Consider the following 14,684-nt stretch of genomic DNA (forward strand, 5'->3'; position numbering starts at 1 on the left):
TCAGGGAGCTTGGAGGCTTACTTTTTAGCGATGATGACTGCCCGCATCGGCGCCGGCAGCCCTTCAATCGTCTTGCTGTGATCCTGCGGATCGAGGAAGTCGCTGAGGGATTGATACTTCATCCACTCCGTTCCGCGCTGTTCCTCCACCGTGGTCACGCTCACATCCACGCACCTCACATCACTGAACCCGGCACGCCGCAGCCACAGCATCAGTGCCGGCACCGACGGCAGGAACCACACGTTGCGCATCTGCGCATAACGGTCTTCCGGCACCAGCACCTGTTGCTGGTCGCCTTCCACCACCAGGGTTTCCAGGACCAGTTCGCCGCCCTTGACCAGGGTGTCCTTCAGCGCCAGCAGATGCTCGATCGGCGAGCGGCGGTGATAGAACACCCCCATGGAAAACACCGTGTCGAAGCCTTCCAGGTTCGCCGGCAGGTCTTCAAACGGGAACGGCAGGTGCCAGGCCTTGGGTTCGGACAGGTAACGCTGTACGGCCTGGAACTGGCAGAAGAACAGCCAGTTCGGGTCGACGCCAATCACGCTGTCGGCCCCGGCGCCGAGCATGCGCCACATGTAGTAACCGTTGCCGCAACCGACATCGAGAATACGCTTGCCCTTCAGGTCCAGGTGCGGGGCCACACGCGACCACTTCCAGTCCGAGCGCCATTCGGTGTCCACATGCACGCCGAACAGGTGGAACGGGCCCTTGCGCCACGGGCTCAAGCCCATCAGCGCGGTGTGCATCTGCGCGCGGGTGGCGTCGTCGCAATCGGTGTCCAGCACCAGGCCATTGAGCAAGTCGACTTCGCTGGGCTGGATCCTTGGCAGCGCGTCCAGGGCACTCTGCCAACGCTCCAGGTCGCCATGACCCTTTTCCATCTTGCTATCGAGCTGCGCTTGCAGGCCTTGGGCCCATACGGCCAGCGGGGTGCCGACCAGATGGCGGGCGAGGGGGGACAGATCAATCATGGCAAGGCAATCAACGAGGCAAAGTTAAGACACTGGAACCACGGCACGACTTTCGAGAACCCGGCCGCCAGCAGGCGTTCGCGGTGTTCTTCGAGGCTGTCGGGCTTCATGACGTTTTCGATGGCGCTGCGCTTCTGGGCGATTTCCAGTTCGCTGTAGCCGTTGGCGCGTTTGAACGCGATATGCAGGTCGGTGAGCAGCGCATGCTCTTCCAGGTCATTGAAGCGCAGCTTTTCCGAAAGGATCAGTGCGCCGCCGGGCAATAACGACTGGCGGATACGCCCGAGCAACGCCAGGCGCTCATCCGGGGCGATGAATTGCAGGGTGAAGTTCAACGCCACCACCGAGGCCGGCTGGAACTGCAGCGCGAGGATGTCGCCCTCGATCACCTCCACCGGCAGCAGCTCCTGGAACATCGAGTCCTGGCCATTGAGGTATTCGCGGCAGCGCTCGACCATGGCCGCCGAGTTATCCACCGCGATCACGCGGCAACCGTCGGTGCGCACATGACGGCGCAAGGCCTGGGTCACCGCACCCAGGGACGAGCCCAGGTCGTAGAGCACGCTGTGCGGTTGGGCAAACTGCGCCGCAAGCACGCCGAGGTTTTCGACAATCGTCGGGTAACCGGGCACCGAACGCTTGATCATGTCCGGGAACACCCGCACCACGTCCTCGTTAAAGGCGAAGTCCGGCACCTGGGGCAGGGGCTGGGCGAATAGGCGATCGGGTTCTTTGCTCACGGTTGTTCCGGCGACGAAGGGGAAAGGCCGGCATTTTAGCCAAGTTGGCCCTCGTGTGCGCGGGTTGTCTGATGGAAAGCCGAGGCGGTGATGCCCCACTGTCCGAGCCAGTAGGTGACGATCAACAAATACGGCGCGGCGTCGAACGACAGCACAAACCGATTGATACCGATCAGCGTGTCGGAAAACACAAACGACACCGCGCCCGCGGCCGCCAGCAGCGCCGAGCGTTTCGGCACATCGCTGCCCACGCGTGCCAGCGCGCGCCAGAGCATGGCGCTGATCACCAGTGCGTAAACCACCACCGGTACCAGCAGTTCACCAAGGCCGTGGGAAATCAGGATGCCCAGCAGGATCGCGCCCACGCCCAGCGCCAACGCCAACGGCAGCAGCGCCAGACGGCGGCAGTCGCTGCAATAGGCTTTGAGGTAGGCCAGGTGGGCAAACAGAAAGGCGCCAAGGCCGAAGATAAACAGGTCGCCCGGCCAGGCCAGCAATACATCGCCGACCAGGGAGAAAATCAGCCCGAGGCTGATCCAGCGTCGATACTCGGTCGGCGGCGCGTCATGCAGCCAGCCCAGCAGCGCCAGGACCGGCAGCGGCTTGACCAGCAGGCACAGCAACGTGGCATGGGTGCTCAGGCCGTAGATAAAGGTGCCGGCGCCCATCAACGCAAGAATCAGCCATGGCATATCAGTTCACCGTAATGGCGCAGTCGAAGGTCTCGGCGGGCTCGGCTTCCGGTTCCCAGGGTTGCTGGGAGGTCAGGCGCAACCGCCCCTGGCCGGCTGCGAATGCCTGGAAGCGCCAGGTGGACTGGCCGCCGCCGCCGATCACACCGGATTCCGAGCTGCTGTACACCTCGGGGCCCAGGGCCCGCAATACGCCGCCGGCAGAATCCTGGATGGCCCAGCGGTAGCCGGTGGTGGGGTTGCTCGGCAGGGCGAGGATCAGGTTTTGCCCGGTCTTGAGTTGCAGCGGGCAGGCGCTCTGGTTGTCCACGGTGACGTTTTGCTTCGGCGCACTGGCACAGGCGGCGAGCAGGCAAAGGCTCAGGGGGAGAAGCAGGCGGGCAGCGGTCATGGGGGCTCCGTTGTTTGGCGACGAAGACCGAGCATAACCGAAGATAAGACAGGGTGTTACAAGCAGGATACAGGTTGCGGCCACTCACGCCATCGGGGGCAAGCCCCCTCCCACATGTTGATGTGTGAACACATTCAAGTGTGGGAGGGGGGGGGGCGATGAGGCCAGTTCAGGCGCTAGCGTGCTATCAGAACAACACCTTCGCCACATCCGCAAAGCGCTTGGCAAAGTGCACCGTCATGCCTTCCTTCAGGTACTCCGGCAACTCTTCAAAACTGCCACGGTTCGGCTCCGGCAGAATCAGCTCGTGGATCTTCTGGCGCCGCGCCGCAATCACCTTCTCGCGCACGCCGCCAATTGGCAGCACATGCCCGGTCAACGTCAGTTCGCCGGTCATGGCCACGCCTTTTTTCGGCGCCTGGTTGCGCGCCAGGGACAGCAGCGCGCTGGCCATGGTCACCCCGGCGCTCGGGCCGTCCTTCGGCGTGGCGCCTTCCGGTACGTGCAAGTGCACGAAGGCTTCGTCGAAGAACTTCGGGTCGCCACCAAACGACTTCAGGTTGGAGCTGATGTAGCTGTAGGCGATTTCGGCGGACTCTTTCATCACCTCACCCAACTGCCCGGTGAGTTTGAAGCCGCGATTGAGGGTGTGGATACGGGTCGCCTCGATCGGCAGGGTCGCGCCACCCATGCTGGTCCAGGCCAGGCCGGTGATCACGCCGGTACCCGACAGTACCTGCTCGTTGCGGAACACCGGCATGCCGAGGGAGCTTTCCAGGTCCTTGTTGCCGATCTTGATCACCGAGTTCGGCTCATCCAGCAGCTTGACCACCGCCTTGCGCACCAGTTTGCCCAGTTGTTTCTCCAACTGGCGCACCCCGGCTTCCCGGGCGTACCCGTCGATCAGTGCGCGCAGGGCGCCGTCACTGATGCTCAGGCTGTTTTTCGACACGCCGGCTTTTTCCAGCTGCTTTGGCCACAGGTGGCGTTTGGCGATGGCGACTTTTTCTTCGGTGATATAGCCCGACAGGCGAATCACTTCCATACGGTCCAGCAGCGGGCCGGGGATCGAGTCCAGGGTGTTGGCGGTGCACACGAACAGCACCTTGGACAGGTCCAGGCGCAGGTCGAGGTAGTGGTCGAGGAATTCGACGTTCTGCTCCGGGTCGAGGGTTTCCAGGAGTGCCGAAGCCGGGTCGCCCTGGAAGCTCTGGCCCATCTTGTCGATCTCGTCGAGCATGATCACCGGGTTCATCACTTCCACATCCTTGAGCGCCTGCACCAGCTTGCCCGGCAGGGCGCCGATGTAGGTGCGGCGATGGCCCTTGATCTCGGCCTCGTCGCGCATGCCGCCGACGCTGAAGCGATAGAACGGCCGCCCGAGGGACTCGGCGATGGACTTGCCCACGCTGGTCTTGCCCACGCCCGGCGGGCCCACCAGCAGCACGATGGAGCCGGCGACTTCGCCTTTATAGGCGCCCACCGCGAGGAACTCGAGGATGCGGCTCTTGATGTCATCCAGGCCGGCATGGTGCTTGTCCAGCACCTTGCGTGCGTGTTTGAGGTCGAGTTTGTCCTCGCCATACACGCCCCAGGGCACCGAGGTGGCCCAGTCCAGGTAATTGCGCGTGACGGCGTATTCCGGCGAGCCGGTTTCGAGGATCGACAGTTTGTTCAGTTCTTCATCGATACGTTTTTTCGCCTGGGCCGGCAGCACCTTGCCTTCCAGGCGTTGCTCGAACTGCTCGACGTCGGCGCTGCGGTCGTCCTTGGTCAAGCCCAGTTCCTGCTGGATGACCTTGAGCTGTTCCTTGAGGAAGAACTCGCGCTGGTGCTCGCCGATCTTGCGGTTCACCTCGGCGGAGAGTTCTTTTTGCAGGCGCGCGACTTCCACCTCCTTGCGCAGCATCGGCAGGACTTTTTCCATGCGCTTGAGCATCGGCACGCAGTCCAGCACTTCCTGCAGCTCGTTCCCGGTGGCCGAGGTCAGCGCGGCGGCGAAGTCGGTGAGGGGCGACGGGTCGTTGGGGCTGAAGCGGTTGAGGTAGTTCTTCAGCTCTTCGCTGTACAGCGGGTTGAGCGGCAGCAGTTCCTTGATCGCATTGATCAGCGCCATGCCGTAGGCCTTGACCTCGTCGGTCGGCTCGCTCGGCTGGTGCGGGTATTCCACTTCGACCAGGTACGGTGGGCGGTGGTGCTTGAGCCAGGTCTTGATGCGCACGCGGGTCAGGCCCTGGGCGACGAATTGCAGCTTGCCGTTCTCGCGGCTGGCGTGGTGCACCTTCACCAGGGTGCCGTACAGCGGCAGGCTCGAGGTGTCGAAATGGCGCGGGTCTTCGGGCGGCGTGTCCATGAAGAACAAGGCCAGGGAGTGATGGTCGGATTTGCTCACCAGCTCCAGGGTCTCGGCCCACGGCTCTTCGTTGACGATCACCGGCAGCACTTGCGCCGGGAAGAACGGCCGATTGTGGATCGGGATGATGTAGACCTTGTCCGGCAGGTTTTGCCCAGGCAGGGCCAGGCCGGTATTGGACGAAGGGGTTTCAGCGTTTTCGGGGTCGGCGTAATCGTTGAGGTCGTAATCAGGGAATTCTTGCTGGTCGCTCATGGGGCACCTGCATAAGGAAGTATGCAGCTTAGATGGGGCGGGGCAGCAGTGGTTTCAATGGTGGGGGTGAGATAGCAACATATTGCAGGAAATTACTGCGGCGACCCTCCCGCATGGGATCAGCTGATTTTGTGAAGGTAGGCGGGGAGTGGCTGCTCTGGCAGCACCGACAGGACTTTCAAGCGCTGCAACATCCGCTGCCGCGCCCGTTGCAAGTGCTCGCGCAGGTTCAACGCCGCCGCATCGAATGCGCCATGCAGCAGCAGCTCCAGAATCAAGCGATGTTCGGCAAGCATCGCCGGATCGGCACCGATCCCCAGCAATCGGTAAAAAATCCGGCTGATGATCATCGGGCTCTGGCCCTGGCGAATCAGCGCGGCAATCTTGCGGTTCTGCAGGCCGGCCAGGCAGCGCTGGTGCAGGTCCTCTTCGATCTGCTCGATGGCTTCCAGGCTGCACTGGGGGCTGTCCTGGGCATCCAGCACGCGCTGCAGCATGGCTTCCAGCATGTCGCGGTCGAGGTTCGGGGCACTCTGGCGCAGGGCTTCGGGTTCCAGGCAGGCGCGCAGTTCGTAATCTTCGGTGACTTCCCGCGCGGTAAGGGGCCCCGCCAGCCATTGGGAATAGGGCTCTTTTTCCACCAGGCCACGGTCGCGCAGGCGCATCAGCGCTTCACGCACCACCGCGCGGCTGACGCCGTAGTGGTCGGCGGCGGCCTGCTCATCCAGGCGGTAATGGCCGAAGGCGATACAGGTGGACAGCGCCGCGCCGATTTCCTCGACGATGCGCTCGCCCAACGGCCGGGTGTCCACCAGTTCGGCCTCGCCATTGAGGCCCAGGTGCGCATGGCTCAGGGGCAGGCGCAGCGGCTCCATGGCCAGGCCTTCTGGGTTGATCAGGTAACCCCGGCCGTTGAAGCGGCAGATCAAGCCCTCAGCGTGCAGCAGGTCCAGCGCCTTGCGCACCGGCACGCGGCTGGTGCCGAACAGCTCGGCCAGGGGCGCTTCGAGCAATACCAGGCCATGGCGCGCGGTGCCATTGACGATCGCGTCGCGCAACACCTGGTGAATCATCGCGTAACGGGAGGCCGAGGCGGACACTGCTTTCATCGATTTCTCAAAGGCATGTAGGACGATGGCCGGGGATTCTCTCATAAGTTGCGCCTGTCACTCTGCGCCACGTCGGTGGCACTTTTTTGGGGCCTTGAACGTAGGAATGTTACTTTTCTGCACCAAAATGTACTTATTAATAAAAGATACATTATTTCATTGAAGGCGCTTCGCAAGCGTGGCGCACGATTTTTTTCCATCGATCAACACCATCTATCCCGTAGCTCTGGGTAAGAATGCGTAATCGCGCCAAGAGCGCTACGCAGAGACTGGCACGAAAGCTGCCTTTGTAAAATGTACATTTTATGAATATGTACGTTTTATGAGGTTTCCCTGATGTCAGACGCCACTTCACTGGCCGAGGATTTCGCCAACGGTCGCAGCGACCCGGTGCAAGCCCTTGAGCAGGCACTCGATCAAGCGAGCCGCTCGACCAGCGTATTTATTGCCCTGACCGCCGAACGCGCCCGCCGTGAAGCCGAAGCGTCCGCCGCCCGGTGGCGTGCCGGCCAGCCCTTGAGCGTGTTCGATGGCGTGCCCCTGGCCTGGAAAGACCTGTTCGATGTGGCCGGCAGCATCACCACCGCTGGTGCCGCCTACCGCCGCACTGCGCCCGCCGCGTTGCTGGACGCCCCCAGCGTGGGCCTGTTGTGCCGTGCCGGGATGGTCAGTGTCGGCAAGACCAACCTCAGCGAACTCGCCTATTCCGGTTTGGGCCTGAACCCGCATTTCGGCACGCCGCACAATCCCCATGGCACCGACCAGGCGCGTATTCCCGGCGGCTCGTCGTCCGGTTCGGCGGTGGCGGTCGCGGCCGGTATCGTGCCGATCGCCATGGGCACCGACACCGCAGGCTCCATCCGCATTCCGGCAGCGCTCAACGGCCTGGTGGGGTACCGCAGCAGCAGCCGACGCTACAGCCGCGACGGTGTGTTTCCCCTGGCCCGTTCCCTCGACAGCCTTGGCCCGTTGACCCGCAGCGTGCGCGATGCCTTGGCCATCGACGACCTGCTCCATGGCCGTGCCCGGCAGCACAGTGCCCGCCGCCTGAAAGGGCAGCGTTTTGTGTTGGAACAGGGGGTGCTGGCCGACGTGGAGCCTGCGGTGCGCAACAACCTGCTGCGTGCCGTTGAGCGACTGAAGGCCGAAGGTGCGCTGATTGAAGAGCGTGACAGCACCCCGTTCCAGGCCACCCTGGAGCTGATCAAGCACCAAGGCTGGCTCGGCGCGTTCGAAGCCTTCGCCCTGCACCAGGCCCTGCTCGACAGTGCTGACGCCGAGCACCTCGACCCCCGCGTGCGTCGCCGCCTTGAAGCCGCGCGCACATTGCCGGCCAGCCAGTTGATCCACCTGACCGACGCACGCCGCCGCCTGCAACAGCAACTGCTCGATGACCTCGACGGCGCGATCCTGATCACCCCCACCGTCGCCCATGTCGCCCCGGCATTGGCACCGCTTGAAGCCGACGACGAACTGTTCGTGAAAACCAACCTCGCCACCCTGCGCCTGACCATGCCCGGCAGTTTTCTCGACATGCCGGGCATCAGCTTACCCAGCGGCCGCGATGCCCAGGGCCTGCCCACCGGGCTGCTGCTCAGCGCCCCGAGCGGAGAAGATGCGCGGCTGTTGCGCGCGGCCTTGTCCGTCGAATCCGTCCTCAACCTTTAAGGAGAAACACCATGGCTAAAGACATCCTCTGTGCATTTGGCGTCGACGTCGACGCCGTCGCCGGCTGGCTCGGTTCCTACGGCGGCGAAGACTCGCCCGACGACATCTCCCGCGGCCTGTTCGCCGGTGAAGTCGGCGCGCCGCGCCTGCTCAAACTGTTCGAACGCTACGGCCTGCGCACCACCTGGTTTATCCCCGGCCACTCGATGGAAACCTTCCCCGAGCAGATGAAGGCCGTGGCCGACGCCGGCCACGAAATCGGCGTGCATGGCTACAGCCACGAAAACCCGATTGCGATGACCGCCGAGCAGGAAGAAATCGTCCTCGATAAATCCATCGAGTTGATCACCCAAGTCACCGGCAAACGCCCTACCGGCTACGTCGCGCCGTGGTGGGAATTCAGCAAGGTCACCAACGAGCTGTTGCTGAAAAAAGGCATCAAGTACGACCACAGCCTGATGCACAACGACTTCCACCCCTACTACGTACGCAAGGGCGACAGCTGGACCAAGATCGACTACAGCCAGCACCCCGATACCTGGATGAAACCCCTGGTGCGCGGCGAAGAAACCGACCTGGTGGAGATCCCGGCCAACTGGTACCTCGACGACCTGCCGCCGATGATGTTCATCAAGAAAGCCCCCAACAGCCACGGCTTCGTCAACCCGCGCCACCTCGAAGAAATGTGGCGCGACCAGTTCGACTGGGTCTACCGCGAGCACGAACACGCGGTGTTCACCATGACCATCCACCCCGACGTGTCCGGCCGCCCGCAAGTGCTGCTGATGCTCGAGCGCTTGATCGAACACATCCAGAGCCATGCCGGCGTGCGTTTTGTCACCTTCGACGAAATCGCCGACGACTTTATCCGCCGCCAACCGCGTACCTGATCCCAACCCAAGCAGCCCCCACCTCCCGAGGCGCGATTATGTCCATCTACAACAAGCTTGACCTGACTGGCTGGAAACCCCGGCAACTGACGTCCCAGGAAGTGCGCTTCGCCACCTGGATCGCGTTTTTCGCCTGGGTGTTTGCGGTGTACGACTTCATCCTGTTCGGCACCTTGCTGCCGGAGATCGGCCGACACTTCGGCTGGGGTGAAGTGGAACAGGCTGAAATCGCGACCTGGGTGGCGGTGGGTACCGCCGTGGTCGCCTTGGCCATCGGGCCGATCGTCGACAAGCTGGGGCGGCGCAAAGGGATTATTTTCACCGTGGCCGGTTCCGCCCTGTGCTCGGCGCTGACCGCCATTGGCGGCGCGTGGGGCAAGTCGCCGCTGATCCTGATCCGTTCGCTGGGCGGCCTGGGGTATGCCGAAGAAACCGTCAACGCCACCTATCTGACCGAGCTGTATGGCGCCTCGGAAGACCCGCGCCTGACCAAGCGCCGCGGCTTCATCTACAGCCTGGTGCAGGGCGGCTGGCCGGTCGGTGCGTTGATCGCCGCCGGCTTGACCGCGCTGTTGCTGCCGATCATCGGCTGGCAGGGTTGCTTTATCTTCGCCGCGATCCCGGCCATCGTCATCGCGATCATGGCGCGCAAGCTCAAGGAGAGCCCGCAGTTCCAGATCCACCAGCGCATCAGCCAACTGCGTAAAAGCGGCGCGGTGAAAGAAGCACAAAACGTTGCCGTGACCTACGGCGTGGACTACGACGAACACAGCAAGGCCGGCCTCAAGGCGGCCTTCCGTGGCCCGGCCCGTCGCGCCACCCTGGTGATCGGCGCTGCGCTGCTGCTCAACTGGGCAGCGATCCAGGTGTTCAGTGTGCTCGGCACCTCGGTGATCGTCAGCGTGCACCACATCTCGTTCGAGAACTCGCTGATCATCCTCGTGCTGTCCAACCTGGTGGGTTACTGCGGCTACCTCAGCCACGGCTGGATGGGCGACAAGATCGGCCGCCGCAATGTGATCGGCCTGGGTTGGATGCTTGGCGGCCTGGCGTTTGCCGGCATGCTGTTTGGCCCAAGCAATATGCCGATGGTGGTCGGGCTGTACAGCCTGGGCCTGTTCTTCCTGATCGGGCCGTACTCGGCGGCACTGTTCTTTATCAGTGAAAGCTTTCCCACCAGCATCCGCGCCACCGGCGGCGCGATCATCCATGCCATGGGCCCGATTGGTGCCGTGGTCGCGGGCTTTGGTGCGACCCAGGTGTTGTCCGCCGGCAGTGACTGGCAGACCGCCGCGCTGTGGTTCGGCGCGCTGCCATGCTTCTTGTCCGGCGCCCTGATGTTTGCCGCACGCCATGTGCGTCCGGAAACCGTTCAGTAAGGAGAATGTGATGAGCCGTAAAGTTGCCCTGATTACCGGTGCCGCCAGTGGCATCGGCCAAGCCCTCGCCGTGGCCTATGCCCGCAGCGGCGTGGCGGTGGTGGGCGGGTATTACCCGGCCGATCCCCACGACCCGGGCACCACCGTGTCGTGGGTGGAAGAGGCGGGGGGCGAGTGCCTGATGTTGCCGCTGGACGTGGGCGATACCGACTCGGTGGACGCCCTCGCCGAGCAGGCGGTACAGCATTTCGGCCGGCTGGATTACGCGGTGGCCAACGCCGGTTTGCTGCGCCGTGCGCCGCTGCTGGAAATGACCGACGAGTTATGGAACGAGATGCTCAATGTCGACCTGACCGGGGTGATGCGCACCTTCCGCGCGGCGACGCGGCATATGAACGAAGGTGGCGCGCTGGTGGCGATCTCTTCGATTGCCGGCGGCGTGTATGGCTGGCAGGACCACAGCCATTACGCCGCAGCCAAGGCCGGTGTGCCGGGGTTGTGCCGTTCGCTGGCGGTGGAACTGGCGCCCCTGGGCATTCGCTGCAATGCAGTAATCCCGGGGTTGATCGAGACGCCGCAGTCGCTGGATGCGAAGAACTCGCTGGGGCCGGAAGGTCTGGCAAAAGCGGCGCGAGCGATTCCGTTGGGGCGGGTAGGGCGCGCGGATGAAGTGGCGTCGCTGGTGCAGTTCTTGACCAGTGAAGCGTCGAGTTATTTGACCGGGCAGAGCATCGTCATCGACGGCGGCCTCACCGTGCGCTGGCCTGACTGACTGATGTACTCAATCCAAATGTGGGAGGGGGCAAGCCCCCTCCCACATTGGAAGTAAAATTTTTCAGGAGTTTTTGCATGAACCAACTGACCAACCGCCGGGCCGTGATCACCGGCGCCGGCAGCGGCATCGGTGCCGCCATTGCCCGCGCCTATGCCGTTGAAGGCGCGCGTCTGCTATTGGCCGACCGCCACGCCGCCAGCCTCGCCGAAACCGCGACCGCCTGCCGCCACCTGGGCGCCGAAGTGGTCGAGTGCGTGGCCGATGTGGGCACGGTCGAAGGCGCCCAGGCCAGTGTCGACCGTTGCGTCGAACATTTCGGCGGCATCGATATCCTGGTCAACAATGCCGGGATGCTCACCCAGGCGCGTTGCGTCGACCTGTCCATCGAGATGTGGAACGACATGCTGCGCGTCGACCTCACCAGTGTGTTCGTCGCCAGCCAGCGCGCCTTGCCGCATATGTTGGCGCAGCGTTGGGGGCGGATCATCAACGTGGCGTCGCAACTGGGCATCAAGGGCGGCGCCGAACTCACCCACTACGCGGCCGCCAAGGCCGGGGTCATCGGTTTTACCAAGTCCCTGGCCCTGGAAGTGGCCAAGGACAATGTGCTGGTCAACGCCATCGCCCCCGGGCCGATCGAGACGCCGTTAGTGGGCGGTATCAGCGACGATTGGAAGCGCGCCAAGGCCGCTGAATTGCCCTTGGGACGCTTCGGCCTGGCGGACGAGGTGGCGCCCACCGCCGTGCTGCTGGCCAGTGAACCGGGCGGCAACCTGTTCGTCGGCCAGACGCTGGGCCCGAACTCCGGCGATGTCATGCCATGAGCGGGGTGTAGCCATGTGCGGACTCTGCGGATTGCTCGGCGAAGACCTGCACTGGAGCGACCCCTTGGGTGATGAACTGCCCCGGCGCCGCGAACGCCTGCGCCGTATCGCCGCGATCAACCAGGTGCTGGCGGTGTTCCGGCTCAAGGTCGAAGACTTCCAGGGTGCGTCTTATCTGCTGGTGGGCGCCACCGGTAAACAGGCACTGGCGAGCGGCTTGGATCAACTCTGGCAGGCAGCTGAAACCATGCTCGGCCGGCCGCTGGATCCCCTTGACCCGCGTCTGCTCGATCACTTGGAGCCAGCGCCATGAGCATGCCCCTGAATGTCATCACCGGCTTCCTCGGCAGCGGCAAGACCACCTTGCTCCAGCGCCTGCTGCAAGGCGAAAGCCTGGGCGATACCGCGTTGCTGATCAACGAATTCGGCGATATCGGCATCGACCATCTGCTGGTGGAAGAAGTCGCGCCGAACACTGTGCTGCTGCCCAGCGGCTGCATTTGCTGCTCCATCCGTGGCGAGCTCAAGGACGCGTTGCTCGGCCTGTTGCAACGCCGCGAGCGTGGCGAAATTCCTGCGTTCAAACGGGTGATCCTCGAAACCACCGGCCTGGCCGACCCGGCCCCGATCCTCGCCACCTTGAACAACGACGTGCAACTGCGCGGGCGTTTTCATATCGGCCTGGTGGTGACGCTGGTCGACGCCAGCCACGCCGCGTTGCAGGAACGCCTGCACCCGGAATGGCTGGCCCAGGTCGCGGCGGCAGACCGTTTGCTGCTGAGCAAGACTGATCTTGTGGATGACTGCGAACCGCTGCGTGCGCACCTGCAGGCACTCAACGCCGGTACGCCGGTCCTCGATACCCACGCCATCCACAGTGGCGACCAACTGTTGCTCGGCGAAGGCCTGCGCAGTGCCGAACCCGCCCTGGAAGTCAGCCGCTGGCAATTGCACCAGACCACCAGCGCCACCCACGGTACGGCCCAGGTGTGCAGTATGACCTTCGACCGGCCGCTGGACTGGGTCGGCTTCGGGGTGTGGTTGTCGATGCTGTTAAGATGCCACGGCGAACGAATCCTTCGCGTCAAAGGACTGCTCAACGTGAACGCCAGTAACGCCCCCATCGTCATTCATGGCGTGCAGCATTGCCTGCATGCCCCGGTCCATCTGCCTGCGTGGCCAGGCACCGAGCGGCAATCGCGCCTGGTGTTTATCCTGCGCGGTCTCGACCCAACGTTGCTGCGGCGTTCCTTTGAGGTGTTCTCACGGCGGTTCGCCGGATGATCACCTTACGGGTGCTCGGCACCTCGGTCACTTTGCTCGAATGCCTGCGGGTGCACGCCGAACAGGAACTGGGGATTCGCCTGGTGTACCAGGTGCACGATGTGGAGCAGGCCCAGCGCATCGCAGTGATGCAGCCCGACAGCTATGACCTGTACGACCAATGGTTTCACAACGTCGACTTCGTGTGGCCGGCCCGGGCGATCCAGCCCATCGACACGCGGCGCATCGCGCTGTGGCACGAGATCAACGACCTGCCCAAGCGTGGTCGGCTGTCGCCCAACGACCGCCTGGGCAGCGGCAGCGTGCCCAGCGAGCGCCTGTTCGTGCAGCACGACGGCAGCCTCGGCAGCACCGTCACCGAACGCATCAGCATGCTGCCCCTGACCCACAATGCCGACAGCTTCGCCTACCGCCCCGAGCGCCTGCCCGAGGGTTTTTGCCACGGTAACGAAAGCTGGGGCTGGCTGCTGGACCCGGCCTGGCGCGCCCGCACGGCGCTGCAGAGCGATGCCGCCATCGGCGCCCTGGATGCTGCGCTGGCGGTGCAGGGCGCAGGGCTGGCGCGCTTCAACGACATCGGCAATATGAGCATCGAAGAGATCGACGTGCTCGCCGATATTCTGGTGCGCAAGCAGAAGGAAGGGCATTTCGCCGCGTTCTGGTCCGACGATGAAGAGGCCGCGCAACTGATGCTCAGCCCGAGCATCGATATCCAGAGCCTGTGGTCGCCAACCCTGATGCGCCTGCACCGCGCCGGGGTGAAATACCGCCTGGCGGTCCCCCGCGAAGGCTATCGCGCCTGGTTCGGCGGCTTGTCATTGTCGCGCCATGCCCAGGGGCCGGTGCTGGACGCGGCCTACGCGTACCTCAATTGGTGGTTGTCCGGCTGGCCGGGCGCGGTGATGGCGCGCCAGGGTTACTACATCGGCAACCCGGCGCGCAGCCGTGATCACCTGAGCAGTGCCGAGTGGGATTACTGGTACGCCGGCAAGCCTGCACGGGAGGAGCTGCTCGGCAGTGATGGGTTGCCGTTGATCGATATCGGCGAGGTGCGCGATGGCGGCTCCTATGAGCAGCGCATGGGGCATATTGCGGTGTGGAACTCGGTCATGGATGAGCACAACTATCTGGTGCGGCGTTGGGGGGACTTCATGCGCGCCCGCAGCTGACAGGGAGGCATGGTCAAGCGGTTGTCGCCAATAAAATGACAGTAAAATCCCCGGTTTTATTCGGTGCGCTTCTGCTCTGTCCCAGCTAATCTGCTAAAAACAAATTTCCGGTCTGAATGGATGTTTTTTTGACGGCGGGTCAGAGCGCAAGGAATGCACATGACTAAGGGACGCAGCGGCA

General features: G+C 63.6%; 14 protein-coding genes. 8 read left to right on the top strand and 6 right to left on the bottom strand.

Annotated elements, in window-relative coordinates; genetic code table 11:
* Positions 1–17 precede the first annotated feature (17 nt).
* The 6 genes from cmoB to B9N88_RS11985 form a co-directional block, all read right to left on the bottom strand.
* A complete protein-coding gene (cmoB, locus tag B9N88_RS11960; protein WP_027604656.1) occupies positions 18–974 on the bottom strand; it encodes a tRNA 5-methoxyuridine(34)/uridine 5-oxyacetic acid(34) synthase CmoB in 957 nt (318 codons plus the stop codon).
* Positions 971–1,714, bottom strand: coding sequence for a carboxy-S-adenosyl-L-methionine synthase CmoA (gene cmoA / locus B9N88_RS11965; protein ID WP_027604655.1), 744 nt, complete (start codon positions 1,712–1,714; stop codon positions 971–973). Before cmoA ends, cmoB begins: the two co-directional genes overlap by 4 nt.
* A gap of 35 nt (positions 1,715–1,749) precedes the next feature.
* Complete coding sequence (locus tag B9N88_RS11970) at positions 1,750–2,406, bottom strand: lysoplasmalogenase (RefSeq protein ID WP_027604654.1); 657 nt, start codon at positions 2,404–2,406, stop codon at positions 1,750–1,752.
* A 1-nt stretch (position 2,407) separates the two neighbouring features.
* Positions 2,408–2,797: a protease inhibitor I42 family protein gene (locus tag B9N88_RS11975; RefSeq protein WP_027604653.1), complete on the bottom strand. Its 390-nt coding sequence runs from the start codon at positions 2,795–2,797 to the stop codon at positions 2,408–2,410.
* A gap of 187 nt (positions 2,798–2,984) precedes the next feature.
* A complete protein-coding gene (gene lon, locus B9N88_RS11980; protein WP_027604652.1) occupies positions 2,985–5,405 on the bottom strand; it encodes an endopeptidase La in 2,421 nt (806 codons plus the stop codon).
* A gap of 119 nt (positions 5,406–5,524) precedes the next feature.
* A complete protein-coding gene (locus tag B9N88_RS11985) occupies positions 5,525–6,514 on the bottom strand; it encodes a GntR family transcriptional regulator (protein ID WP_027604651.1) in 990 nt (329 codons plus the stop codon).
* Between the two features lie 336 nt (positions 6,515–6,850).
* Here B9N88_RS11985 and B9N88_RS11990 point away from each other — a divergent pair, with 336 nt between their 5' ends.
* From B9N88_RS11990 to B9N88_RS12025, 8 genes are all read left to right on the top strand, one after another.
* Positions 6,851–8,182 carry an amidase gene (locus tag B9N88_RS11990; RefSeq protein ID WP_027604650.1) on the top strand — a complete coding sequence of 444 codons (1,332 nt, stop codon included), beginning with the start codon at positions 6,851–6,853 and terminating at the stop codon, positions 8,180–8,182.
* A gap of 11 nt (positions 8,183–8,193) precedes the next feature.
* Entirely contained in the window at positions 8,194–9,072 is an 879-nt protein-coding gene (locus tag B9N88_RS11995; protein WP_010212857.1) for a polysaccharide deacetylase family protein, read from the top strand.
* 38 nt (positions 9,073–9,110) lie between these two features.
* Complete coding sequence (locus B9N88_RS12000) at positions 9,111–10,451, top strand: MFS transporter (RefSeq protein ID WP_027604649.1); 1,341 nt, start codon at positions 9,111–9,113, stop codon at positions 10,449–10,451.
* Positions 10,452–10,461: 10 nt separating this feature from the next.
* Positions 10,462–11,223, top strand: a complete 762-nt coding sequence (locus B9N88_RS12005; protein WP_027604648.1) for an SDR family NAD(P)-dependent oxidoreductase — start codon at positions 10,462–10,464, stop codon at positions 11,221–11,223.
* A 77-nt stretch (positions 11,224–11,300) separates the two neighbouring features.
* Positions 11,301–12,050 (top strand): SDR family NAD(P)-dependent oxidoreductase, encoded by a 750-nt coding sequence (locus tag B9N88_RS12010; protein ID WP_027604647.1) that lies wholly within the window; start codon positions 11,301–11,303, stop codon positions 12,048–12,050.
* Between the two features lie 13 nt (positions 12,051–12,063).
* Positions 12,064–12,363 (top strand): hypothetical protein, encoded by a 300-nt coding sequence (locus B9N88_RS12015; RefSeq protein WP_027604646.1) that lies wholly within the window; start codon positions 12,064–12,066, stop codon positions 12,361–12,363.
* The gene (locus B9N88_RS12020; RefSeq protein ID WP_027604645.1) at positions 12,360–13,334 is read left to right on the top strand and encodes a CobW family GTP-binding protein; all 975 of its coding nucleotides are present in this window, start codon (positions 12,360–12,362) and stop codon (positions 13,332–13,334) included. Before B9N88_RS12015 ends, B9N88_RS12020 begins: the two co-directional genes overlap by 4 nt.
* Complete coding sequence (locus B9N88_RS12025; protein ID WP_027604644.1) at positions 13,331–14,503, top strand: ABC transporter substrate-binding protein; 1,173 nt, start codon at positions 13,331–13,333, stop codon at positions 14,501–14,503. The genes B9N88_RS12020 and B9N88_RS12025 overlap by 4 nt, the downstream gene beginning before the upstream one ends.
* Positions 14,504–14,684: the final 181 nt, after the last annotated feature.

The organism is Pseudomonas sp. LAMO17WK12:I1, from assembly GCF_900177315.1.
GTDB lineage: Bacteria > Pseudomonadota > Gammaproteobacteria > Pseudomonadales > Pseudomonadaceae > Aquipseudomonas > Aquipseudomonas marginalis.

What these genes read in the sequence shown, in the direction of transcription:
- cmoB (WP_027604656.1), bottom strand. Translation starts at nt 974, where the DNA reads ATGATTGATCTGTCCCCCCTCGCCCGCCATCTGGTCGGCACCCCGCTG.
- B9N88_RS11970 (WP_027604654.1), bottom strand. Translation starts at nt 2,406, where the DNA reads ATGCCATGGCTGATTCTTGCGTTGATGGGCGCCGGCACCTTTATCTAC.
- B9N88_RS11975 (WP_027604653.1), bottom strand. Translation starts at nt 2,797, where the DNA reads ATGACCGCTGCCCGCCTGCTTCTCCCCCTGAGCCTTTGCCTGCTCGCC.
- lon (WP_027604652.1), bottom strand. Translation starts at nt 5,405, where the DNA reads ATGAGCGACCAGCAAGAATTCCCTGATTACGACCTCAACGATTACGCC.
- B9N88_RS11985 (WP_027604651.1), bottom strand. Translation starts at nt 6,514, where the DNA reads ATGAAAGCAGTGTCCGCCTCGGCCTCCCGTTACGCGATGATTCACCAG.
- B9N88_RS11990 (WP_027604650.1), top strand. Translation starts at nt 6,851, where the DNA reads ATGTCAGACGCCACTTCACTGGCCGAGGATTTCGCCAACGGTCGCAGC.
- B9N88_RS11995 (WP_010212857.1), top strand. Translation starts at nt 8,194, where the DNA reads ATGGCTAAAGACATCCTCTGTGCATTTGGCGTCGACGTCGACGCCGTC.
- B9N88_RS12000 (WP_027604649.1), top strand. Translation starts at nt 9,111, where the DNA reads ATGTCCATCTACAACAAGCTTGACCTGACTGGCTGGAAACCCCGGCAA.
- B9N88_RS12005 (WP_027604648.1), top strand. Translation starts at nt 10,462, where the DNA reads ATGAGCCGTAAAGTTGCCCTGATTACCGGTGCCGCCAGTGGCATCGGC.
- B9N88_RS12010 (WP_027604647.1), top strand. Translation starts at nt 11,301, where the DNA reads ATGAACCAACTGACCAACCGCCGGGCCGTGATCACCGGCGCCGGCAGC.
- B9N88_RS12015 (WP_027604646.1), top strand. Translation starts at nt 12,064, where the DNA reads ATGTGCGGACTCTGCGGATTGCTCGGCGAAGACCTGCACTGGAGCGAC.
- B9N88_RS12020 (WP_027604645.1), top strand. Translation starts at nt 12,360, where the DNA reads ATGAGCATGCCCCTGAATGTCATCACCGGCTTCCTCGGCAGCGGCAAG.
- B9N88_RS12025 (WP_027604644.1), top strand. Translation starts at nt 13,331, where the DNA reads ATGATCACCTTACGGGTGCTCGGCACCTCGGTCACTTTGCTCGAATGC.